Genomic DNA, 22825 nt, shown 5'->3' on the forward strand with positions numbered 1-22825 from the left:
TGACCGCTTGATCAGCTTCAATTTATTGTTAAAACCTTCGACAACACCACTATTTGTGTGATTATCAAAATAGGCGGTGACTTCACCAAACCACCGACAAATTGTTCTTACGCTCTCTTGAAAAGAATCCTGAGCTTGAGCTAACCAATCGAGCAATTGAAAGGTTCCATCTTTCGAATCTTTTGCTGGCTCAAAGATGGCTCTAAACGATTCCTTCTCCTGATGCATTCGAGCCAGACTTGGCACTACTTCTCGAATTTCTTCCAGTTTTGCTTTTTGCTTCTGAGTTAGATTTTCCTCCGGCTTGAGTAAGGCATATTTACTTTGTTTGGGCGCGGCTGCAATCTGGGCTTTCTGGACTTCATTTACCGTCTGTTCATTCGCTTTACAAATACTTTGTCGAGCCTTATCCAATTCCTGATTCACAATCTTCATAACATGAAATCGGTCGGCAACCACCGTAGCATTAGGTAGGAGTTTATGAACCAAACTTTTATAGTTTCCAGACAGGTCAATGCTCACCTCAATAATTTGATTGAGTACTGCTGCTCCCCATGCCTCAAGCACTTGCCTCACATCTTCCTGCTTGCGAGAAGGGGCAAAGGCAAGGGGAATTCGCCGCTCTAAATCGACGAAAACAACTATGTAATCTCCTTGTCCTTTACCTAAGGAAATCTCATCTATACCTAATCGTTTTACTGAACTCACATCGACGTTGAGTTTTTTTTACTGACATACTGTACCATTGACCATACTTCTTCATCAGTGAGACCATTTGAAATTGCAACATTATGAATGTTGCTGTGCAAAACCTGTTGCACGATTGACTAAGCAAATCGATCCGTTTGCTTGCGACGATTGCCGATGAAATCGAGCGTTTCACTGAATGGCTTACCACAAGTTCGACACTTAAACTGGCGACGATTGATCTTAAGAAATACGGTTCGTCCACTGATGCTTAAATCTCGCACTAGATGCCAATGATTCTKGTGTAAATGACAACTTTTTTGTTGGCAACGTGGGCAAATCGCCTCGGTTGTCTTTGCTTCCACTATAAGAATCAATTCTCCCGCAACATCGGTATAATCTTCAACCTCAATTCCAGGTAGGTTTAGTAGATCAGTTAGAAGTAGCTGCATATCTTAGATTTCGTATAGCATGTTACATTAGCATACCAAGCCCGATAGACCCTGGTTGAATAAGCGGGTTGCCAAATTCAAATCGATTCTGACTCATGGCAAGCCATCCATGAAGGGCGCGACCTCGAAGCGAATCCAACTTATTACCCATAAGCGAAATTGCTACGTGCGAGACTACATCAACAAAGCAGCACGGTGGGTCGTCAACTTCTGCTTGGAAAACGACATCGATATGATCATCTACGGTCGAAACAACGGGCAGAAAGATGAAATCAATTTGGGTGCAAAAATGAATCAGGAGTTCGTGCAAATTCCGCACTACAAGCTGTTTGGACGAATTAAGCASCTTTGTTTAATTTTCGGGATTCGATTAGTCGAAACCGAAGAATCGTATACGTCTCAAGCCTCGTTTTTTGATAATGACTTCTTGCCTACGTTCGGCGAAAAACCTGAAGGGTGGAAGGCATCAGGAAAACGAATTCTTAGAGGTCTGTACCGAACTGCTCAAGGATGGCTCATCAATGCAGACTGTAATGGAGCCTGCAACATCATGAGAAAGGTAAGCACAAAGCTCAATATCGAGTTGAGTGGAGTGTGTAGAGGGGCTGTGGCAGCCCCTTCTAAGGTCAAGTTAGGGCAGATTGGTTTTGCTCTAGCCTAACTTAGAGAAGCCTCGCCGTTCCACGGCGGGGAGTGTCACGCCAACTACACTGCCGAAAACGCTAAACCGTACTGAGCAACTCTGCTGCCGCTGCCTTCAGGGCGGGAACTTTGTCAAGTCTTTCCCATGGCAGATCCAGATCGTTGCGGCCAAAGTGACCGTAGGCAGCAACATGTTGATAAAAACAACCGTTGCGATCGCCCGGTAGGTGGCGCAACCCAAAGGTTTGAATAATGGCTGCAGGGCGCAGGTCAAAGTGGGCAGTAATTAGCTCCAGCAGTTGCTCAGGGGCAATGGTGCCGGTGCCAAAGGTATCGACAAAAATACTCATTGGCCGCGCCACCCCGATGGCATAGCTAATTTGTAGCTCACACTTTTGTGCCAACCCTGCCGCCACAATATTCTTAGCAATGTACCGCGCCATATAGGCCGCGCTGCGATCTACTTTTGTCGGGTCTTTACCAGAAAAGGCACCACCGCCATGGCGAGCATAGCCACCATAGGTGTCCACCACCAGTTTGCGACCGGTCAGCCCTGAGTCTCCTTGGGGGCCACCAATGACAAATTTGCCGGTGGGGTTCACCCAAAACTTCGTTGCCTCATCCGGCTGAATCATCAAATCGGCAAAGACTGGTAGAACCACAGCGTCCCATAGATCGGCTTTGATCTTGGCTTGGATAGCTGCTTCATCCGTCAGACCGGCCACCGTTGGGGCGTGCTGGGTGGAGATCAAAATTGTATCAATGCCAACGGGCTGGCCATTTTCATAAATGACGGTGACTTGGGTTTTGCCGTCCGGTCGCAGGTAAGGAAGCTGCCCCGTTTTGCGAACGGCTGCCAAGCGCCGTGCCATACGATGCGCCAAGCTAATGGGCAGCGGCATATACTCAGGGGTTTCATTGCAGGCATAGCCAAACATAATCCCCTGATCGCCAGCACCAATGCGATCCAGTTCTGCATCACTGAGTTGCTCGCGCGCTTCTTGGGCAGTATCTACACCGCGGGCAATATCTGGCGACTGCTCATCTAAAGCCACCAGCACGGCACAACTGTTAGCTGCAAAGCCGTTTTCAGCATCGGTATAACCAATCTCCTGAATCTTTTGGCGGGCAATGTGGACATAATCCACCTGTGCTTTGGTGGTAATTTCACCCGTAATCAGCACTAAGCCGGTATTGACGACCACCTCGGCGGCAACACGACTATGGGGGTCTTGGGTTAGGAGAGCATCCAGAATCGCGTCAGCAATTTGATCGCAGATCTTGTCAGGATGCCCCTCTGTCACCGATTCCGAACTAAATAAGTACCGCAAAATCACACTCCTGTTGCGTCATGAAAGCGATGTCTGCAGAAATAATAACGCTGGGTAGGGTCAGCACAACGGATAGCGAGATAGGCACCTCCCTCTTCATTGTGTTGGTTGACCTACTCTGCCATTAGTAATGCTGCAGACGCTAAATTTCAGAATTATACCGCTTTTGTGCTTAAACACAGGTTTGCAGATTGAGCAGGGGATGCAAACAAGACTCACTGCCGTGCGGCTTGCCGAAGACGATGGTAGGGGTTGTCCCCCTTGGCGAGGGACGGTGGGGTAACTATGGTTGAGGCAGCGGCATATTACGCGATGCGTCTTTACCATTGCCGAGTTGTTCAATTCTAGTAAATGACGAGGAGGCAATCTGTGATACTGTTCTTGACCATGCCGTCCTGCATAATAATCACCAAACCTATGCTCTAGAATTGTTGGCAAAACAGAGTTGCTCCGGCATTTTTAATTTTTCTTTAGTAGTTATTCAATAAGGTGTATTTATGCAATCATTCCCAACTTCGACTCGAAAGGCAAAAAATACACTACCGAGAGCTTTTGCAGCACCACAACCTCAAATTCCTGCCCGCCAGCCCATTGCCCTGATCTCGGTGCATGGCGATCCAGCGGCTGCAGTAGGGCACGAGTCCGCAGGTGGCCAAAATATCTATGTGCGGCAATTAGGGGAAGCTCTGGCAGCAGCAGGCTGGCACGTTGATATGTTTACTCGCAAAGTAAATCCTGAAGATGCTGATGTGGTTGAGCATGGTTCCCACTGTCGCACTATTCGCCTTGAAGCTGGACCTGTAACCTATATCCCCCGCGAGCGTCTTTTTGAGACTCTGCCAGATTTTGTTGAGGCGTTTAAGCGCTATCACACCAAGGTGGGTTACCCCCTTGTCCACACGAACTACTGGTTATCGGGCTGGGTGGGGTGCCAGTTGCGTCAGGAGTTACATTTCCAGTGGCTACACACCTATCATTCCCTTGGGGTGGTGAAGTATCAGGTGGCCTCTGAGCAAGCTAACCGCGATGACACTCGCCTCAGGGTGGAAGCGGATATTTTGGAGCAGGCAGATTGCGTTATTGCCACTAGCCCACAGGAAGAAGCCTACTTGCGATCGCTGGTCTCGCGCCTAGGGCACATTCGCCTGATTCCCTGTGGCACCGATTTAAGCTTATTTTATCCTCAGCCGGATGCCCGCCGCCGGTTGCAGATTCCCCACCAAGAGCCATTGATTCTCTATGTGGGACGCTTTGATCGGCGTAAGGGGTTAGAAACCCTTGTGGCAGCCCTAGCGCAGGTACCCCGTGGACAACTGTTGATTGTTGGGGGGAGTAACCCCCAGCGCAGTGATGGGGCAGAGCGATGCCGAATTGAGCGGCTAGTTCAGGCGTACGGCTTAGGCGATCGCGTCACCTTTGTGGGGCAAGTGGCGCACGAAAACCTAGGCGCTTACTATAGCGCTGCCGATGTCTGTGTGGTGCCTAGCTACTACGAACCCTTTGGCTTGGTGGCGATCGAAGCGATGGCCTGCGGCACTCCGGTCATTGCCTCTGCCGTTGGCGGCCTTCAGTTTACGGTGGTACCCGAAGAAACTGGCCTGCTAGTGCCCCCTGAAGATGCAACCGCCTTAGCCGCAGCAATTCAACGGCTGATTGATGCCCCCCAATGGGCACAGACCTTGGGTGCGAATGGTCGTGAGCGCGTGGCCGCTCAGTTTGACTGGCAGGCGATCGCCCTGCAAATGGGAGCACTTTATCGCCAGCTGTTTGCCGCGTCCTTAATGGGGATGTCCGGTTGCTTGACGGCTCTAGCCAATACCGATATGCTAGCGTCCATGGATGCGTTGCTCAATAACTCACCGGCCTCCCTTGCGTCCTAAGTCAATCCCTGAGATCTAGTGAGATTAGGCGTTGGCATTGTTGTGTATTCATGATAGGATAAGAATCCTGACTGGGGCTTGTAGCTTAGTGGATTAGAGCGGCTGACTACGGATCAGCAGGTCGGGGGTTCGAGTCCCTCCAAGCCCGTAAAGTTCAAACCAGTACTTAAATCTGGGTGGTCACGCCATTCAAATGTGGCCAATTTGAGGTGTTTTTACTTAATGTCGTGGCTGCAATGTGAGTCAGATAATGCTGCAACATTGCTACTGTCACTCCCTGACGGAAAGGAATAATTTCATTCCTATCATGATGCTGTAGTAATAACATTTGTGCAGTTGCCAGCAAGGAAGGAATGGGCTCAGTCTCTTGCTCACTCAGGTGCAGCTCTATCAGTTCAATGTAGGCAGCTACAGTGTTGGGGCTTAAGAAAATAATTCGTCGCAGGTACTCCTTTGCTGTGGCTTTATCGTCCTGTTCTTCAGCAATGTGAGCCAGTAAGAAAAGTGCATTCACATTTTCTGGGTTCACGCTTAATATCTGTTGACTGGTGGCGATCGCCTCGGCGTAGCGACCCTGATTGGCATACATTTGTGCCATAAGTAGCAGGCAGTCCTCATCCTTGGGGTGGCCTGCTTGCCATTGCTGAGCCAAGGCCAATGCACGGGTATAGTTCCGTTGTGCAAAGTCTGCGCGGGCTTCCTCTAGAGCAGAGATTGGCGGCGGGGTCGGCTGTGGTTGTACGGGCGGATCAATCCCAAGTTGATACACCACTGATTCAGGATAGCTGAGGATCTCTAGCGGGCTGATCTCCTGTCCTTGTAGCTCGGTGTGACCCGTTAACAAATAACCATGGGGACGCAGGAGAGAAACAAATGTGCGTAAAATTTGGCTGATGGCGGTGCTGTCAAAGTAAATGAATACATTGCGACAGATGATGAGGTCAAGACTTGCGGGCAGCAGATCGTAGTCTTCTGGACACAGTAAATTGACGCAACGAAAGCGCACCCATTGCCGCAGGGCTGCATCAATGACCCAACCTTGGGCTGTTTCCTGAAAGTAGCGCGCCTGTAAGGTCGGATTCATGCCGCGAAATGACCAGCGGCTATACACCCCTGCCCGAGCTTGAGCAACAGCATTTTGGCTAAGATCGTAGCCAACAAGGCTCAATTGCCAGCGTTCTGGGTTGGGAATCAGTTCCTTGAGTAAGATGGCAATGGAATAGAGTTCCTCGCCGCTGGCGCAGCCTGCACTAAGAATTCGCAAGGTGCGATCGCCCTCATGGCGAGCAATCAGATCCGGCAAAAGACTCTCGCGCAGAACTTTAATTTGGCCGTGGTCGCGGAAAAAGTAGCTCTCACCCGTGGTAATCAGATCCGCAAGGTGCTGCCATTCCTTTTGGCCTGCCACAGACTCTGAATTCACCAGTAGGGCGAGGTACTGGCTGGGATGCCGACAGTCTAGGGCACGACAGCGCATCAGGAGCTTCTTGGTTAGTTGCGGTCTGTCCTGTGGCCGAATACTAATCCCGGTTTGACGGCGAATTAATTGTAAAAATTGCTCGAGTAATTGATCGTCCATGACGGCTGTAGTGCACCAGCTTACACCGTAACAAAAACGAGCCACCGCTGGGGGCGATCGCTCGTTGAGCTAAGACATTTTTTATTTTTAGATGCCTAATGATGACAGTTGGCCAACCCCCATGCCGAGATCAGCCAACCTCAGCCTTACTTTTTCGTGATCCGCGGCGGCTCACGGAAGAAGATCGCAAAGAAAAAGAGGGCGATTAAACAGGCAAAAATGAAAACGTAGGTGATAGTTTCCATGGTAAGTCCCTAGGAGTACTAGCTAAACAGCTTCTTTACGACGGGTGCTCAGATCACCCACTTTCTGGTAGACACCCCATTCCACCTGTTCCGGCGACAGCTCAGGATCAATCCCCGAGAAGACATCGCGGAAGAGGGTACGGGCACCATGCCAAATATGACCAAAGAAAAAGAGCAGGGCAAATACGGCATGACCAAAGGTAAACCACCCCCGGGGACTGGTGCGGAAAATACCATCGGAGTTGAGGGTTTCCTTGTCAAACTCGAAAATCTCCCCAAATATGGCCTTACGGGCATAGCTCTTCACTGTTGGTGCATCCGTGAAGGTTTGGCCATTCAGCTCACCACCATAAAAGGTGACGGTTACACCCTGCTGCTCAAAGCTATACTTCGACTCAGCCCGCCGGAAAGGAATATCCGCCTTCACAACCCCATTCTTATCGGTGAGGATGACGGGGAACGTTTCAAAGAAGTTAGGCATACGGCGCACAAATAGCTCTTCGCCCGTTTTGTCCCGAAACACCGCATGACCTTTCCAGCCTTGGGCAATACCATCCCCTTTGTTCATTGGCCCGGTGCGGAACAGGCCACCCTTGGCGGGATTATTGCCAATGTAGTCGTAAAAGGCCAGTTTTTCTGGAATTGCCGACCATGCTTCTTCTGGCGTTGCGCCGCTCGCCAAAGAGGCTTGGACGCGACGATTAATTTCTTGCTGGAAGTAGCTGCTATCCCACTGATAGCGGGTTGGCCCAAATAGTTCGATAGGGGTCGTCGCACTGCCATACCACATGGTGCCAGCAACAACAAAGGCAGCAAAGAAAACAGCGGCAATACTGCTGGACAAGACTGTTTCAATATTCCCCATGCGCAGGGCTTTGTAGAGACGTTGTGGGGGTCGCACCAACAGGTGGAACAGCCCCGCAATAATACCTACAATTCCCGCAGCAATATGGTGAGCTACGATTCCGCCCGGATTGAAGGGGTTAAACCCATCAGGCCCCCACTCCGGTGCCACAGGTTGCACACTTCCGGTGAGACCGTAGGGATCAGAGACCCACATTCCCGGCCCAAATAGACCCGTGAGGTGAAATGCGCCAAAACTAAAGCAGAGCAGTCCCGATAGAAACAGGTGAATCCCAAACATTTTGGGTAAGTCGAGGGCAGGCTCACCCGTGCGGGGATCGCGGAATAATTCTAAGTCCCAATACACCCAGTGCCAGCAGGCCGCAAGGAACAAGAGGCCGGAAAGGACGATGTGGGCGAGGGCAACCCCTTCAAAACTCCAAAATCCGGGATCAACGCCAGTTTCACCGGTGACGCTCCAGCCACTCCAGGAACCAGTCACCCCCAAACGGGTCATGAAGGGCAGGACAAACATCCCCTGCCGCCACATCGGGTTCAAAACTGGATCACTGGGATCAAAAATAGCTAGCTCGTAAAGAGCCATCGACCCTGCCCAACCGGCGACCAGTGCCGTGTGCATCAGGTGGGCCGCAATCAACCGCCCCGGATCATTGATCAAGACGGTGTGGACTCGGTACCAGGGTAGTCCCATTGACTACGCTCCTCCTATACAAAAGTTTAGCGTTTGCATGAACAAATTTTATTAAGCAGCCGGATCACGGTGACAACCGCTTCCCTACTAAGAGTTTAACGGCCAAGTTACCCGTAACTTCAGCTCTGGTTGGTCAGTTTTTCTGCCAGAATGAGAATGTATTAAGAATGGTAACTAGCGTGGGTCGCTATGGCAAGCAAAGCTGAGTTTGTGGGTACAAATATTAAGTTTGTTAACGAAGGCCAAGAAATTGTTGCGGCTCAAGGGGCAAATTTGCGCTTAAAAGCAATGGAAGCGGGGGTTGATCTGTACACCTTAAAGGGTAAGCTCTTTAACTGTGGCGGCTATGGCCAGTGTGGCACCTGCATTGTTGAAATTCTCGAAGGCATGGAGCATTTATCGCCCCGTACCGCGGTGGAAGAGCGCAAGCTCCGCCGCAAGCCGGACAACTACCGCTTGGCGTGTCAAACCTTGGTTAACGGTCCGGTATCGGTCAAGACAAAGCCATAGCACTCAACAGGAATGAGGGTCGTGCTGACCTTGAGACTACAGCGGCTGATCGCGCCCCCTTTTACTCCTGCGTGGGCAGTGGTTCTCAATAGTGCCTTCTTAATTGCAGTTGCTGTGGGGGGGGTGGCTTTTGCTCGCTATCTCTTTTACTACCGCTCTACGATTGTTCTTTACGCGCCTTTTCTGTTTCAAGCTGCTGTCACTACGTTTTTAATTGCCCTAGTTAGCCTTGTCTTAGCAGTTATTTTGGGGGCGATCGCCACTTGGGCACGGCTGCATTCAGCTAAATTACTGCGACTGGCTAGCACCCTCTACATTGAGTTTGTGCGCGGCACCCCCACCTTGGTGCAACTCTTGGTGTGGGGGTTTGGCATTGGTGGCCTGCTGGGACACTTGGGGGTTGACCCACGACAGATTGCCTTTGACATCATGACTGTCCTGCACAGCAACCGCTTGGTGTCGCCCCTCTTTAACTTTATTTTTTACGGTATCCTTGGTCTCGGTTTTAATTATGGTGCGTACCTGAGTGAGGTCTTTCGCAGCGGCATTGAAGGAATTCCCCAAGGACAAACAGAAGCCAGCCTCAGTTTAGGACTCTCCCCTCGGCAAACCATGGGGCGGATTATTCTCCCTCAAGCCATCTTAATTATGCTTCCTCCCTTCACCAATAACTTTATTACCTTGATCCAAGATTGCGCCCTCCTGACCGTGATTGGAGTGCCAGAACTCCAGAACATGACCAGCACCTTTGCCAATCCCATCACCGATCCCCAGCGTAAGCTCTTTATCTATATTTTGGGTGCTCTATTCTATTTTGCCCTCTGCTATCCCCTATCGCGCCTCTTGCGCTATTGTGAACGCCGCTTTAGTCACAGTGGCATTTCGTAGTCAAGATCGTTATGAGTATGATATAGTAGGCATGGCTGTTAAAAAATGTTAACAGCCCGCTATCGATCTGTTCCATGCAGAGCTGTTGTAGTTAGGAGCACAAGGTTTTATGTCTGAATGTTTGCGTGTTGGCCAAGCAGCCCCCGACTTTGAAGCGGTTGCGGTGTATGATCAGGAGTTCAAAACCATCAAGCTGTCCGATTATCGCGGCAAATATGTCGTCCTCTTTTTCTATCCCTTGGACTTCACGTTTGTGTGTCCCACCGAAATTGTGGCCTTCAGCGATCGCTATGCTGAATTTGCCCAACTCAATACTGAAGTGTTAGGGGTATCCGTTGATAGCCAATTTTCCCACTTGGCTTGGACACAAACTGACCGCAAATCTGGTGGTGTCGGAGATCTAAAATACCCCTTAGTTTCTGATCTCAAAAAAGAAATTAGCACAGCCTATAATGTGCTGACTGAGGAAGGCGTTGCGCTGCGAGGACTATTCATTATCGACAAAGAAGGGGTGATTCAACACGCGACAATTAACAACTTAGCCTTTGGTCGCAGTGTTGATGAAACCTTGCGGGTTTTACAGGCCATTCAGTACGTGCAGTCCCATCCCGATGAAGTATGCCCCGCAGGCTGGCAACCCGGTGACAAAACGATGAATCCGGATCCAGTGAAGTCAAAAGTGTATTTTGAGGCCGTTGGCTAGGCCTCCTTGCTGAGTGAACTATCTCATAGTCCAAACCTGCCCCTAGGGTAGGTTTTTTCCTTTGATCATTGACGGTGTAGGGGTGGTCTTGTCAGCGCCAAACAATTTTGTGCGCCAATGGTGCAGAGCCGACTAAGTGCAAAAGTTAAGTGCAAAACAAACAATCAGTGGTATGGTCCCTCGGCTAGGTTGCCTAAACCCGAGGGCTGCTGCAACAGACCTATTTGGGCAACTATTGCCCTTGATGATTTCTAGAAATAGTTTAGTGTCCTCTGGGTAACATTAAGACCAACAAATCGTTACTTAGAATACATTTTACTGGCAAGGGTAAATTTTAGAATAAATAGAGTAAAAGACTAAAGACGATAATGGCTTCATGTAGTGCCTTAGTCGCCCTTTTTTCTCAAAATTCAGTCGATGGGGGATCTGTTGTTGAACCAGTGGCTTGTACTGTGTGTTCTCGCTGGTGGAAGCTGGCATGACATCTGGCCTACGGTTTTACTTGAGACAGTCTTAGGTCTCTGTGCCGCAAAACTCCTACAGTCGGTTCAACACTGAATGTACTGAATGTACTTTATGAAATGACCACCACAATTTTGTCTAGGAATCTTGACAGCGCTATGACCATGACCTCTACGCCATCACCAGCACTGACCCCACAGCAGGCACCCCAAGCCAATAAGGCACTTGTTTTTCCAGCACGGGTTATACAGCGGGTAATGGGCGATCGCCTCTCGGGGCGGTTGACATTTACAGACCCCAATGATGTGTCTATTGCGTGGAATCTTTATGTAGGGAGTGGTCAACTTCACTATGCCACCAGCAACACTGGCTATCAGCAGCGGTTTGACTACCTTTGCCAGCGGTACTGCCCACAATTAGCTGGGACGTTGCCAGAGGGCGACACTGAGTACCAGTATCTCTGTCGCCTTTGGCAATCTGGGCAATTAACTCTCCCCCAATTGCGGAAGCTCCTATTCTTGTTTACCCAAGAAGCGCTGATTCATATCTTTGCCATGCCCCAAGCCTCCCTCTCAGTTGAGCGAGTCTTGGGCTTAGATCACCTTGTCCTGTGTGTTCCTATCAAGCAAGCCCTCAGCCAGTTGCGCGATGGTATTAGTCAAGCGGTACAAACCCGAGCCTACCTGAACTCACCCCTGCAACGTTTGGGTGTGGCGCATGCAGATAGGCTTCATCCCAGCCTTTGGCAACAGGACTATGGTCGCGATGTGGCGGCGGCTTTGCCCCAACTGTTGGCTCAGACCCCTGTGCTCTACGAAATTGCAACCCAGTTACGCTTAGAGGCGATCGCCACGGCTCAACTGCTGCGCCCTGCCCTAATGAATGGCGCGATTGTGCAGTATCCCCACACCCCTCCTGAACGGGACGATCGCCCCGTCGTTGCCTGCATTGACGATAGTCGCACCATTCAGCGCAATGTGCGGTTAATTTTAGAGACCTCTGGCTATCGAGTGCTAGAGGTGATGCAGCCCGCCCATGCCCTCAGTACCCTTGCCGATACCAAGCCCGACCTAGTGCTGATGGATATTTCGATGCCGGAGATGGATGGCTATGAACTCTGCCGTCAGTTGCGGCAAACCGACACCCTCAAGGATGTCCCCGTGGTGATGCTTACGGGGCGTGATGGCCTCGTGGATCGGATTCGCGCCCGCATGGTGGGTGCCACCGATTATTTAACAAAACCCTTTACCCCGCAAGAGTTACTATCATTAGCGGAGCGATTTACGCATTCCGCAATTTTGGAGACGAACTGATGAAGCGAGTGCTAGTGGTTGAAGATTCGCGAGCGCATCAAACAATGATTGTTTCTATCCTTGAAAAGCTAGGCCACGAAGCTCATCTTGCCGAAAGCGCTGAAAAAGCACTGGAGTGGTTGGCCAACCATCAGCCACCGGACTTGATTATCCTAGATATTGTCATGCCCGGTGTCAATGGCCTCGAGCTGTGCCGCGAAGTACGGGCTAACCCTGACTTAAAACATGTCCCCATTGTCTTTTGCTCCTCTAAGGATCAAGACTTTGATCGCTTTTGGGCACTTCGACAAGGTGGAAATGCCTACCTGACAAAGCCCTTTGAACCGGAAGACCTCATTCAGACGATTCGTGAGTACTTAAATCCTGCTGAGTAAGCTATGGCAACTGGTTCCCTGAGTGCTACCGAGTACTTTCACGTTGAGTTGCCTCGAGGGGTGAACGTGGCCATTCCCCTTGATCAAACGGCAGAGGTACTGAGTCTGCAAGCGCGGGATATTTGCTTAATCCCGGGGGTGTCTCCAGCACTGCTGGGCATTAGTAATCAGCGCGGTCACCTCCTGTGGATGTTAGATTTATTACAACTCCTAGGGTTGGATCACCCCAGTGGCCAAGCCACCAATGAACGCTTGACGGCCTTAGTGGTCAGGGAGGCAACGCCGCAGCAGCCCCGCCAGTTTGCCTGTATTGTGAGCCGTTTACGCGGCATTATGAGTGTCCTGCCGGATCAACTTCAACCTGTTCCCAAGCGGCTGCAACGAGAGGTTCGCCAATACTTGGCGGGATTTGTACAAATGGAGCGGTTACCCATTTTACTGTTAAATATTGAAGCAATTTTCCAGGCCGTGGCTCGTTCACCGTTGTCCTCCTCTGCCCTCAGCCTATGACATCCCTTGCCGATAATGCTCGTCGCCCGACTCGCCCCCTGAGCGATCGCTACTTTAACGCCATCCTCACTCAGGATATTCCGACCCTACGGGATATTTTAAGCGAAGACCCAACGGATTACTTGGTTCAATTAACCTTGGCCACTGCCCTAGAGCATCAGGGGGAGATCGCCGCTGCCACAGAACTGTACGGTGCGATCGCCCAAGGGGATCAGGGGATTTTTGGCCAAAGCGCCCGTAATGCCCTTGCCCTCTTGCGGGATAACTCTCCCCCTGCAACCCCTGCGATACCAGCACGCTCCGCCGCGCCAGTTCGCCCCACAGCGATGAGCTTTGGTCGTGGCCAAATCAAACAACTGCGACAGGAACTACATGCCCTAGAAAGCGCGCTAGTGCAACTGAATCAGCAGCAGTGGCAGACCCCCTTGCCAGAGGTGGGCGATCCCCAGTTGCGAGGAATTGCCCAAGGAATTGCCGCCTTGGTCGAGCAATTGCAACAGCAGCAGCAGCAAATCATGGATCTAGAGGCGCAGCGGCAATCGGATAGTCAACTACAGCGCCAAGAGCGCATGAAAATGCAGGAGGCCGTGATTAATCTGCTGTTGGATATTGAGGGGGCACAGCGGGGGGATCTCACGGTTCGCGCCAAGGTCGATGAAGGTGAGATGGGGTCGATTGCCGATGCCTTTAATGCTACGGTGCGCAGTCTGCGGCAAATTGTTGTGCAGGTGCAGGCCGCTGCAAATCAAGTGCAAGCTGCGGCTCAAAGCAGTCAGCAGGCGATCGCTGGCCTTGTCGAAGGGGCAACCCAGCAAGCCGAGGATATTCAGCGCACCCTACAAGCGGTGGAAGCCATGGCAGCCTCTGTGCAAGATGTGGCCAAATCTGCCCAAGACGCTGCAACCATTGCTGCGGAAGGCTTAGCCGCAGCGGAACTGGGGGATGCCACAATGGATACCACGGTGGACAGCATGGAAAATATCCGCCTCAGTGTAGCCGATACCGCCAAAAAAATGAAACGCTTGGCGGAGTCGTCCCAGGAAATCTCCAAAATTATTAATATTATTTCAGGTATTTCTGAGAAAACGAACCTTTTGGCCTTTAACGCCTCCATTGAGGCCGCGCGAGCCGGGGAGCATGGTCAAGGGTTTCGGGTTGTGGCCGACGAGGTTCGGCGCTTGGCTGAGCGAGTGACTGATTCAGCCCGTGATATTGAGCAATTAGTGACTGGTATTCAGCAGGAAACTGCTGACGTATTGCAGCAGATGGAGGGCAGCACGGCTCAGGTGGTCAAAGGCACCCAGCTGGTGAGTCAAACCAAAACAACCCTACAGGGGCTAGCGCGGCTGAACCAGCAAATTGACTCGCGCTTACAAGCGATTTCTGAGCGTACCGTCTCCCAGACAGCCACTGCCGCGGAAGTGACTCAGATTATGCAGGCTGTGGCTGAGATGGCTCAGACGACCTCTTCGGCCTCGGCAGCGGTGGTCGCAGCGATGGAGAGCTTGGTCACGGTGGCGGCAGAACTCCAGTCGTCGGTGTCACGGTTCCGTGTTGAAACCTAAGGCCATTGGCAATGCGTGGGACGGTGCGCTATGACCCTAAATGCTGCAGAATTGGATGCCATTACCCAAGAAGCCCGTAATTGCTTTCTCTACGAGGATGCCCCAGAGTACCTACTGCTTTTAGAGCAGTGGGCAGAGCAGGTTGCGGCAGACCCGCAGCGCCGCTATAGCCCCGACGACTACAACACGCTGATGCGAGCGGCACACTCCCTCAAAGGGGGGGCAGGCATTGCCCAGTTGGCAGAGCTACAGGAGCTAACCCATCGTCTTGAGGATGTGCTTGAAGCCCTCAAAGACAATCAGATGGGCGATCGCCCCCGTGCCCACCAATTATTGCTGCAAGGCATTGAGCAAACCCATGAGCTACTGGAGGCAGCAAAACAGCAGCGGCCAGTGACACCCACCCCGCAACGGCAGGCACTACTCGCTGGCTTGGCGGAACTGTTGCAAACCGTCCCCCCGCCTGCGACGACTGCGCCCCTCTCTGGGGGAGATCTCCAGAGTGCCCTAACGAACGACCTAGACGCCTGCTTACAGGGTTTAGAAGTCAGCACCACCGATGCCGAGCGCGAGGAAGCGTTTATGGCTCTAGTGAGGACAGCCCAAACCCTCGGCGATCGCCATCAGGTACCTTGGCTCAGCCAATTGGCCGCAGAACTCCCCAATCTAGTGGCGGAAATGCCCTTGGCAGAATTAGTGCCCGCGGTCATTGCGGAATTTCGCCAACTGCGAGAGGCAGAGCTAACCAAATTCGCTGCCGCCGCTCCTCCTCCCCCGCCAACGGTGCCGCAGCCAGACGAGTTTTATGTGCGCATTCCGGTAAGCAAGTTAGATCGGCTGGGCAACACCGTCAGTGAGCTGCTCATTGGTCAAGAGCGGTTAACCCTCTACCAGCAGCAATTTTCCCAGACAAACCGCCAACTGAAGCGCCGTATTGAACAATTCCGTCCGATTCGGGATCAGGTGCAGACCGTTTACGATCGCTTGGCCACGCCCCTTGCGGCGCGGGGAATGGTTAGCCATGGCCATGCAACGCATGATTTTGATGCGTTGCAATTTGACCGTTATACGGAACTGCACACCACCCTCCAAGACTTTCAGGAATTACTGGCGCGGATTCAAGAGATCGGGGCAGACATTGACCTGCTCAACCGCGACCTCCAAGAAGCCCTCGATCTGGGGCGGCAACACCTGAATAATCTCTACAGTGAACTGACAGACTCACGCCTTGTTCCCTTTCGCCAGTTAGCCGAGAAATTTATCACGGCTGTGCAAACCCTTGGCGATCGCCACCAGAAACCTGTGCAACTGGTGATTGAAGGGGGGGACACTTTAGTCGATCAAGTGATTTTGCAGCAATTGAAAGCTCCCCTCACCCACTTAGTCCGCAATGCCTTTGACCATGGTCTAGAACCTCCCAATGAGCGCCAAGCGAGGGGCAAGCCCAGCATGGGTACCATCTATCTGCGGGCAAAGCTGCGGGGCAATGCAGTGGAGATTCAAGTGGCCGATGATGGCCGTGGCATTGATCTGCAGCGGGTACGGCAAAAAGCAGTGGCGCTCAATCTCTGCCCCATTGAAAAAATGCCAGAGCTTAGCCGTGAGCAAATCCTTGAGTTCCTCTTTTTGCCGGGTTTCTCAACGGCTAAACAGGTGAGCGACCTCTCGGGACGGGGCGTGGGGCTGGACGTGGTTCGCGAGCAAGTGCAGCGATCGCGCGGCAGCATTAAGGTTACCACTGAGCCGCAGCAGGGCACGACCTTTACCCTGACTCTGCCGTTGACCCTGAGCATTTTGCCGATGGTGCTGTGTCAGGTTGGCGATTTAACCTTGGCCATTCCTGATTTGAGTATTCGCGAAGTCATTGCCCTCAAAGAGTACACCGATATTCATCAACCGAGTGCCACCATTCGCTGGCAAGGGCAAAGTGTCCCCCTCTATCCGCTGCACAGCTTCTTGCCCTACCAACGCCCCACGGCTGCCCCGCTACAACCGTTGGGGGTGGGGGTTGTGGTGGATGTTGCAGGGCAACCCGCTGCCTTAGGGGTGAACTACCTCATTGCTGAGCGGGAACTGGTGGTCAAGCCCTTTGATCAGACGGTGCCCGTCCCCCCCTACATTATGGGGTGTACGGTGCTAGGCAGCGGTGAGGTGGTGCCTGTTCTTGCGCCCGATAATTTTACGGCGCTGCTGGCAACTCCTGCTCCCCCTGCAGTTCCCAGTGAGCCTCCGGCACGACGCACCACTCCCCAAGTGATGATTGTGGATGACTCTATTGCGGTGCGGCGGCTATTGGATCGGGTGTTGCGTCAAGCTGGCTACGAAGTCGTGCAATGTCGCGATGGCAAAGAAGCCCTAGAGACGTTGCTGGGGCAAGGGCAAGAGGTTGACTTGGTCATTACCGATGTAGAAATGCCGCGCTTAGATGGTTATGGCTTACTCGAGGCAATTCGCACCGCAGCACCGCTGCAACACCTGCCCGTAACGATGTTAACCTCGCGGGGGGGCGATCGCCATCGCCAGAAAGCACTGCAATTGGGTGCCAATGGTTATATTACAAAACCCTTCCAGCCCCAAGCCATGCTCGAAACGGTGGCACAACTTCTTGGGAAGCGCTGATCTAGCAGGGGGTAGTTTCAGGCTTGAAGGGTCGCTCTAGGAGATGGGTGAGAGCCGCTTGGGGGGTGAGTTGCTCTTGGAGCACTGCTGCCACCATTGCGGTAATGGGTATCTCTAGGCCGTGGTGCTGAGCGTACCGATACAACACAAGCGCGGTATTGACCCCTTCTGCGGTGCCATGGGTTAGCTCTAAGGCTTGGGGCAGGGATTTTCCTTGGCCGAGGTGCCACCCCACCTGATAATTGCGACTCAAGGAGCTGGTACAGGTAGCCAACAGATCCCCTAGCCCAGATAGGCCATAAAATGTTGCCGCTTCCCCTCCCCAGTGACAGCCAACCCGTACCATTTCCACTAGGCCACGGGTAATTAGGGCGGAGCGGGCATTAACCCCTAAGCCTAAGCCATCGTTGACCCCGCAGGCGATCGCGATGACATTTTTGAAAATGCCACCCATTTCAACCCCGCGCCGATCCTCATTGCTGTAGAGCCGAAACGTGGCACTGCCGAGCAAGCCCTGTACCTGCTTGGTAGCGGTGGCTTGACCGCCAACCACCGCTGCTGCCGGTAACCCCTGTTGAATTTCTGCGGCTAAGTTCGGCCCAGATAGCACCACCAGCGCTTGATCGGGGCAGTAGGTTTGCCAGATGTCTGCTGCGGTGGAAACGGTTTCTGCCTCCAGTCCTTTGGTGGCACTGACAAGAATAACATCCGGACTCGGCTGTAGAGCCGCCACCCGCTGGGCAACGTCGCGCACTGCCTTGATGGGCAACGCCGATACAAGGAGGTCTATATTGTCTAGGAGGTCTTTCCCTAGCGCTCCTTGCGATCGCCCCCACAAGCGCACAGCACATCCCTGTTGTCTAAACAGATAGGAGAGTGTTTGTCCCCAACTACCTAAACCAAGAATGAGTACAGAGGAATGGGGGTGCATGAAAACAGTTGTCGTCCCTTAGGGAGTCACCGTTGAGTTTTGGAATTGCTCCCGCTGCCGCTGCCGAAACGCTTCGGCTTCAGAGCTAAGATTTTCCATTTGATCTGCAGCAATTTCGTTGGGATCGCGGCCATCGAGCAGCCGCAGCCGATTCATTAAGCCCGGCACCGAAAAATTGGAGTTTTGACTGGGGTTGAGGATAGAGTTGAGGTCTCCACTCCCCGAGTCATTTTGCTGCCAACCGTCCATGGGGTTGTTGGTGGGTCGGGTCTGAGCCATAACAACACCACACACACTCAGGCTGAGCAACGCAAGGGCGCAACTGGTAAAAAGGTGACGCTTCATGTATAGTACTCCTCACGATCCATGCAAGCGGGTGACGATGGGCAGAGCATTCAGGTGCCAGAACGCATCCAAGGGCTGTTGAGGATGGCACTGAGGAAATGCTGCAATTATAGCAAGTTCTTGGCCTAGGGATTACAAAAGTAGCACTGACTTGGGTCGGCCAGAGGTTCTTGAGTCGGGACGCTGAGGACGTGAGCGCAGCGCTGGCAGCGGTAGCGGACTGCTTTAGGGAGGCTGGTTGGTGCACCACACAGGGCGCAGGGGCGACCGGGGATGGTTTCTGTTGCGACAAAGCCGGGCAGACCACACTGGGGGCAACCCTGTTGCATGGCCTTGACCAGTTCAGCGGTGGCGCTGGCAATCACGCCCATGCGGGTTGGGTTCATGTGGGCGCGCATATCGGTTTCTAGGTGGAGGCGGCCATCCGGGCTATGCGGGTGTAGCGCCGCGATCGCTGCTTCAAGTTCCTCCACAGTTTTAATGCCCTTAAAAATCGGCGTATTCGGTACTGGGTCAGAGCTGACCATGGCAATTAAGCCATGGCTGGGAAACCCCACCGTTTTGGCAAAGGTTAAGGCATCAGACAGGCTGCGGATGGTGGCATGGCTAAAGTTAGTGTCTAGGGAGATGACCTCCCCCCACAACTTTAGATCGTGGCGACGATCTACAAGCAGCACCAGCTCGCGATCGCCCGGGACTAAGGGACACTGGGGATGGGGGCCAAAACTCCCCTCACTGGCGATCGCCAAATCAGCCCCCGTTTCAGATAGCACCACGTTGGCTTTTGCTTCAGCAGCCTCCTCTTGAGTACCGCAGCGGGGGCGATCGCGGCTAAAGGTGCCAAACTGATCCGTATCAATGGCGGCTGCCACCTCGACTTGGATTCCCAGTGCCGCAAGCGCTGGGGCAATCACCTGCTCCTTGCCATGCTTTGTGGCTAGAATGGCGGTTCGTCCGTGAAAGTAAGCGGTTGTGTCCTTAAACATCACCACCCAAGTACGCCTCAATGACCTTGGGATCATTTTTCACCCGGAGGGGGTCACCTAGGGCAATCAGTTGACCAAAATCCAGCACGGCGATGCGATCGCAGAGATTCATCACTAAGGGAACATGGTGCTCAATTACGATCACCGTTAACGCAAACGCCTCGTGCAGACGGTCAATCAATTCACACAGTGCTTGCTTTTCAGCCGGATTCATTCCCGCCGCTGGTTCATCCAGCAACAGTACCTTTGGTTGCAAGGCCAAGGCACGAGCAATTTCAAGGCGGCGCTGCTCTCCGTAGGGTAAATTGCCGGCCAATTCATCGCGGCGATCGTAGAGACCCAGCCAGTATAAAAGCTCAGTGGCGCGATCGGCCAAGCGGCGCTGCTGTTGTTGCACCGCAGGAGTGTTTAGCAGATTGGCCCAAAACTGCGTTGAGCCGTGGCGATGCTGCCCCAGCCGCACATTCTGCCACACCGTCATCTCCTTAAACAGGCGAATATTCTGAAACGTACGGGCAATCCCCAAGGACGCAATCTGGTGGGGGGGCGCATGGGTCAACCGCTGCTGCTGAAAGTAGATGTCGCCACTAGTGAGGGGAATCAGCCCCGTGAGCAGATTAAAGAGGGTGGTTTTGCCCGCACCATTGGGGCCAATAATGCCAAAAATTTCCCCCTCTTCAACCGTCAGCGATACCCGATCCACGGCCTTCAGGCCACCAAAGGTACGGCTGACCTCTCTAAGGGTCAGGACGGCTGCCCCACTCATGGCTGCGGCGGTGTTTTTTCAAAGGCTTGGTAGGCTAAGCGCGACACTTGACGGATCAGCTCACTACCTTGGGGGTCATTGTAGGGGCGCTTGACCATCATGGCGGCAACATAGCGTTGACCGTTGGGCATATCCACCATGCCAGCATCCCCCACGACGGTGCCAATGTCACCTGTTTTATGGGCAATGGTGGCACCTGGGCCAATGCCAGCCGGTAGCAGCGTGTTGGTAACCGTGCGGCGCATAATATCGAGGAGGCGATCGCGACTGCGGGGAGAGACCAGTTCCCCTTGGCCAATCTTCAGCATTAGGGTAGCTAAATCCCGAGGGCTGGTGGTGTTGGTGCCCTCCATATCCGGCAGCAGATTATTGATCACTGTATCCTTTAAGCCCCACTCCTGAAACTGTTGGTTGAGCACGGCGGCGCCCCCTAGGCGATCGATCAGCATATTGGTGGCGGTGTTGTCACTGATGGTAATCATCAAGTCGGCCACTTCTAGGGCTGGGTACTGGGAGTTGGGTTTTTGGTACTGTAAGGTTCCTGCCTCCGGCGCAATTAAATCGGGTCGCATGGTCAGGCGCTCACTCAGGCTAATGCGGTTCTCATCCACTGCTTTGAAAAAGGCCACCAGAATCGGAATCTTAATGGTTGAGGCCGCAGGAAAGACATCGTCACCACCGACGTTCAGTGCTGCACCGGAGTCAAGGTTGAAAAAGTACAACCCAGCACTGAGTTTGGGTTGACGGGTCACTAACTGCTGAATCTTTTGCTGCAAATTCCCTAAGGGGCGCTCCGGCGGTAGATCAGCGTTGGTCACATCGGGGGCGATCGCCTGCGCAGCAACCGTGTCTAAGGAGAGTTCCCGCGGTTGCAGGATGGACAGCAGCGTGCCAACAATAGCCGCAAGGGCAACGACGCTCACCCCAAAGCGAAAGCTGATCAGCAATAGGTTAGGGCGAGGATGGGGTGGCGACGACGGTGCGGAAGTATAACGGGGGAGTGAGGAAAGGTTAGACTGTTGAACCATCGATCGATACCGTGCAACCATGCCACTACTGTAAAGGGAATGTGTCTGATTTTGTGGGGGAAGGCTGACCAATCGCCCATTCCAATTGCCGTACCATCCCCCGCAGCAGAGCCACTTCTGCCTCTGTTGGGTAAGCACGGCCCAGGAGCGATCGCACCTTTTCCATGCGACGGGCTGCCGTATGGGGGTACAAAAAACCAACCCTGAGCAATAGCTGCTCTAAGTGGTCGTAGAACCCTTGCAACCGCTCAAATGTGACGGCAGACTCCTGATCGGAAGTTCCCGCTGGGTTGCTGGCAGCGCACCACAATTCATAGCAACATACGGCCACAGCCTGGGCCAGATTCAAAGATGGGTAGAGGGTTGCTGTGGGAATGCGAATGAGTCCTTGGGCTAAGGCGAGTTCCTGATTCGTTAAGCCGCGATCCTCGCGACCAAAGATGAGCGCAGCGGTACCGGTACCTAACAGTTGCGGTGCGCCCTCGCGCGGTGGCCAGCAGGGAAGGGCTAAATCGGCAACATCACGGCCAACGGTAGCAAAAATCCGCTGGCACCCTTTTAAGGCAGTGTCTAGGCGATCGGTAATCGTAGCTTGGGTGAGTACCTCTTTTCCATGTACTGCCCAGCGATAGGCCAGATCACTGTGGGGGCAGCAGCGGGGACTCACAATCCATAACTGCTGTAACCCCATATTTTTCATTACCCGAGCTACGCTGCCGATATTGATGTCACCGTTGGGTTCGACAAGAACAATACGCACCCCAGCAAGCCGCTGGACAGCAGAAGAGTTCAACAAAATATTGCTTCCCTTGGCATCGATTTTTACCAAGCAGCGCCGTAAGGCCCTGCCCTTTAGGGCGGGGATATAAGGCGCTTTTGCTTTGATTAAAGACTTGCACGCAAAGCGAGATCGTGGTACACCGCCATTATAGCGGGAGGGTAGTCAACCGCTCTAAAAACCCAACAGTCAAACGACTGAATACAACCTCAATAGGTTTGTGTTTGTTTGCAACGAAGCCCACGACGTGGGCTACGGTACCTTAGGGCATAAGGGAACCGCTCCGAAAGGAGGAACGCTTGGGGAGAGATGCACCTCTGCTTTAGAGGGGCAACCTGATGAAGTAAGTGCGCTCGTGGAACCAAGAACAAGAATCCTCAGCCTTTAGGCTGGGGAGTATGTCAAAATCCTGATGGTACACGGACAGCGAGGCCGACTGTCTTAGTCTTTTGCGAGCCACAGGAGAAACAAGAATGGGTGTTGCTGAGTGAAGCTAGGGTCATCTCTCTGATGCAACAGGTCAAACTCGAATCATCGGTTGGGACAGTAGAACCCGCATGACGCAAGGCTGAGTAAACACCTGATTTACCCCCAGACAGGCGCAAAAGTGATATGCAGGATCAAGAACAATAGATTGGCATTGATGTGTGTAAGCGGTGGCTAGATGTAGATCGGA

Annotated in this window: 22 protein-coding genes and 1 tRNA gene; 11 read left to right on the forward strand and 12 right to left on the reverse strand. The window is 52.8% G+C overall.

Features of this window, described 5'->3' with window-relative positions; genetic code table 11:
• A partial coding sequence (locus L5220_RS13630) for an ISL3 family transposase (protein WP_499574173.1) occupies window positions 1–708 on the reverse strand: 708 nt, incomplete at its 3' end.
• Between the two features lie 119 nt (window positions 709–827).
• Window positions 828–1139: a transposase family protein gene (locus L5220_RS13635; protein ID WP_499574174.1), complete on the reverse strand. Its 312-nt coding sequence runs from the start codon at window positions 1137–1139 to the stop codon at window positions 828–830.
• Between the two features lie 109 nt (window positions 1140–1248).
• On the opposite strand from L5220_RS13635, the gene L5220_RS13640 reads away from it, so the two are divergent.
• Window positions 1249–1800, forward strand: coding sequence for an IS200/IS605 family accessory protein TnpB-related protein (locus tag L5220_RS13640; RefSeq protein ID WP_499574176.1), 552 nt, complete (start codon window positions 1249–1251; stop codon window positions 1798–1800).
• Between the two features lie 61 nt (window positions 1801–1861).
• Here the strand turns inward: L5220_RS13640 and metK are convergent, their stop codons facing one another.
• The gene (gene metK, locus L5220_RS13645) at window positions 1862–3115 is read right to left on the reverse strand and encodes a methionine adenosyltransferase (RefSeq protein ID WP_338064284.1); all 1254 of its coding nucleotides are present in this window, start codon (window positions 3113–3115) and stop codon (window positions 1862–1864) included.
• Window positions 3116–3609: 494 nt separating this feature from the next.
• On the opposite strand from metK, the gene L5220_RS13650 reads away from it, so the two are divergent.
• Together L5220_RS13650 and L5220_RS13655 are read left to right on the forward strand one after the other, a co-directional pair.
• Window positions 3610–4992, forward strand: coding sequence for a glycosyltransferase family 4 protein (locus L5220_RS13650; RefSeq protein WP_499574177.1), 1383 nt, complete (start codon window positions 3610–3612; stop codon window positions 4990–4992).
• Window positions 4993–5066: 74 nt separating this feature from the next.
• Window positions 5067–5140 (forward strand) — tRNA-Arg (locus tag L5220_RS13655).
• An 18-nt stretch (window positions 5141–5158) separates the two neighbouring features.
• Here L5220_RS13655 and L5220_RS13660 read toward each other — a convergent pair.
• The 3 genes from L5220_RS13660 to psbB all read right to left on the reverse strand — a co-directional run bounded on the left by L5220_RS13660 (window position 5159) and on the right by psbB (window position 8371).
• Window positions 5159–6571, reverse strand: coding sequence for a CheR family methyltransferase (locus L5220_RS13660; protein WP_499574179.1), 1413 nt, complete (start codon window positions 6569–6571; stop codon window positions 5159–5161).
• A gap of 146 nt (window positions 6572–6717) precedes the next feature.
• Window positions 6718–6816: a photosystem II reaction center protein T gene (locus L5220_RS13665; protein WP_099799540.1), complete on the reverse strand. Its 99-nt coding sequence runs from the start codon at window positions 6814–6816 to the stop codon at window positions 6718–6720.
• 22 nt (window positions 6817–6838) lie between these two features.
• On the reverse strand, window positions 6839–8371 hold the full coding sequence (psbB, locus tag L5220_RS13670) for a photosystem II chlorophyll-binding protein CP47 (protein ID WP_099799539.1): 1533 nt from the start codon (window positions 8369–8371) through the stop codon (window positions 6839–6841).
• Between the two features lie 189 nt (window positions 8372–8560).
• Here psbB and L5220_RS13675 point away from each other — a divergent pair, with 189 nt between their 5' ends.
• The 8 genes from L5220_RS13675 (at window position 8561) to L5220_RS13710 (ending at window position 17315) form a co-directional block, all read left to right on the forward strand.
• On the forward strand, window positions 8561–8881 hold the full coding sequence (locus L5220_RS13675) for a 2Fe-2S iron-sulfur cluster-binding protein (RefSeq protein ID WP_099799538.1): 321 nt from the start codon (window positions 8561–8563) through the stop codon (window positions 8879–8881).
• A 21-nt stretch (window positions 8882–8902) separates the two neighbouring features.
• Window positions 8903–9769: an amino acid ABC transporter permease gene (locus L5220_RS13680; RefSeq protein ID WP_448515032.1), complete on the forward strand. Its 867-nt coding sequence runs from the start codon at window positions 8903–8905 to the stop codon at window positions 9767–9769.
• A gap of 109 nt (window positions 9770–9878) precedes the next feature.
• Complete coding sequence (locus tag L5220_RS13685) at window positions 9879–10472, forward strand: peroxiredoxin (protein ID WP_099799536.1); 594 nt, start codon at window positions 9879–9881, stop codon at window positions 10470–10472.
• Window positions 10473–11092: 620 nt separating this feature from the next.
• Window positions 11093–12247, forward strand: coding sequence for a response regulator (locus L5220_RS13690; protein ID WP_499574180.1), 1155 nt, complete (start codon window positions 11093–11095; stop codon window positions 12245–12247).
• A complete protein-coding gene (locus tag L5220_RS13695; protein ID WP_448527147.1) occupies window positions 12247–12621 on the forward strand; it encodes a response regulator in 375 nt (124 codons plus the stop codon). Before L5220_RS13690 ends, L5220_RS13695 begins: the two co-directional genes overlap by 1 nt.
• A gap of 3 nt (window positions 12622–12624) precedes the next feature.
• Window positions 12625–13131 carry a chemotaxis protein CheW gene (locus tag L5220_RS13700; RefSeq protein ID WP_499574182.1) on the forward strand — a complete coding sequence of 169 codons (507 nt, stop codon included), beginning with the start codon at window positions 12625–12627 and terminating at the stop codon, window positions 13129–13131.
• The gene (locus L5220_RS13705) at window positions 13128–14696 is read left to right on the forward strand and encodes a methyl-accepting chemotaxis protein (RefSeq protein ID WP_499574183.1); all 1569 of its coding nucleotides are present in this window, start codon (window positions 13128–13130) and stop codon (window positions 14694–14696) included. Before L5220_RS13700 ends, L5220_RS13705 begins: the two co-directional genes overlap by 4 nt.
• A 30-nt stretch (window positions 14697–14726) precedes the next feature.
• The gene (locus tag L5220_RS13710; RefSeq protein ID WP_499574184.1) at window positions 14727–17315 is read left to right on the forward strand and encodes a hybrid sensor histidine kinase/response regulator; all 2589 of its coding nucleotides are present in this window, start codon (window positions 14727–14729) and stop codon (window positions 17313–17315) included.
• Window position 17316: 1 nt separating this feature from the next.
• Here L5220_RS13710 and L5220_RS13715 read toward each other — a convergent pair whose 3' ends face one another.
• From L5220_RS13715 to L5220_RS13740, 6 genes are all read right to left on the reverse strand, one after another.
• Window positions 17317–18246 (reverse strand): NAD(P)H-dependent glycerol-3-phosphate dehydrogenase, encoded by a 930-nt coding sequence (locus L5220_RS13715; protein ID WP_499574185.1) that lies wholly within the window; start codon window positions 18244–18246, stop codon window positions 17317–17319.
• Between the two features lie 18 nt (window positions 18247–18264).
• Window positions 18265–18591 (reverse strand): hypothetical protein, encoded by a 327-nt coding sequence (locus L5220_RS13720; RefSeq protein ID WP_448527143.1) that lies wholly within the window; start codon window positions 18589–18591, stop codon window positions 18265–18267.
• A 125-nt stretch (window positions 18592–18716) separates the two neighbouring features.
• On the reverse strand, window positions 18717–19598 hold the full coding sequence (locus L5220_RS13725; protein WP_499574187.1) for a DUF6671 family protein: 882 nt from the start codon (window positions 19596–19598) through the stop codon (window positions 18717–18719).
• Window positions 19570–20343 (reverse strand): ABC transporter ATP-binding protein, encoded by a 774-nt coding sequence (locus tag L5220_RS13730; RefSeq protein WP_499574189.1) that lies wholly within the window; start codon window positions 20341–20343, stop codon window positions 19570–19572. The genes L5220_RS13725 and L5220_RS13730 overlap by 29 nt, the downstream gene beginning before the upstream one ends.
• Window positions 20340–21392: a serine hydrolase gene (locus L5220_RS13735; RefSeq protein ID WP_499574191.1), complete on the reverse strand. Its 1053-nt coding sequence runs from the start codon at window positions 21390–21392 to the stop codon at window positions 20340–20342. The genes L5220_RS13730 and L5220_RS13735 overlap by 4 nt, the downstream gene beginning before the upstream one ends.
• Before the next feature lie 4 nt (window positions 21393–21396).
• On the reverse strand, window positions 21397–22167 hold the full coding sequence (locus L5220_RS13740; protein WP_499574193.1) for an RNA methyltransferase: 771 nt from the start codon (window positions 22165–22167) through the stop codon (window positions 21397–21399).
• Between the last annotated feature and the right edge of the window lie 658 nt (window positions 22168–22825).

This window comes from Synechococcus sp. PCC 6716, from assembly GCF_022570815.1.
Lineage (GTDB): Bacteria > Cyanobacteriota > Cyanobacteriia > Thermosynechococcales > Thermosynechococcaceae > Thermosynechococcus > Thermosynechococcus lividus.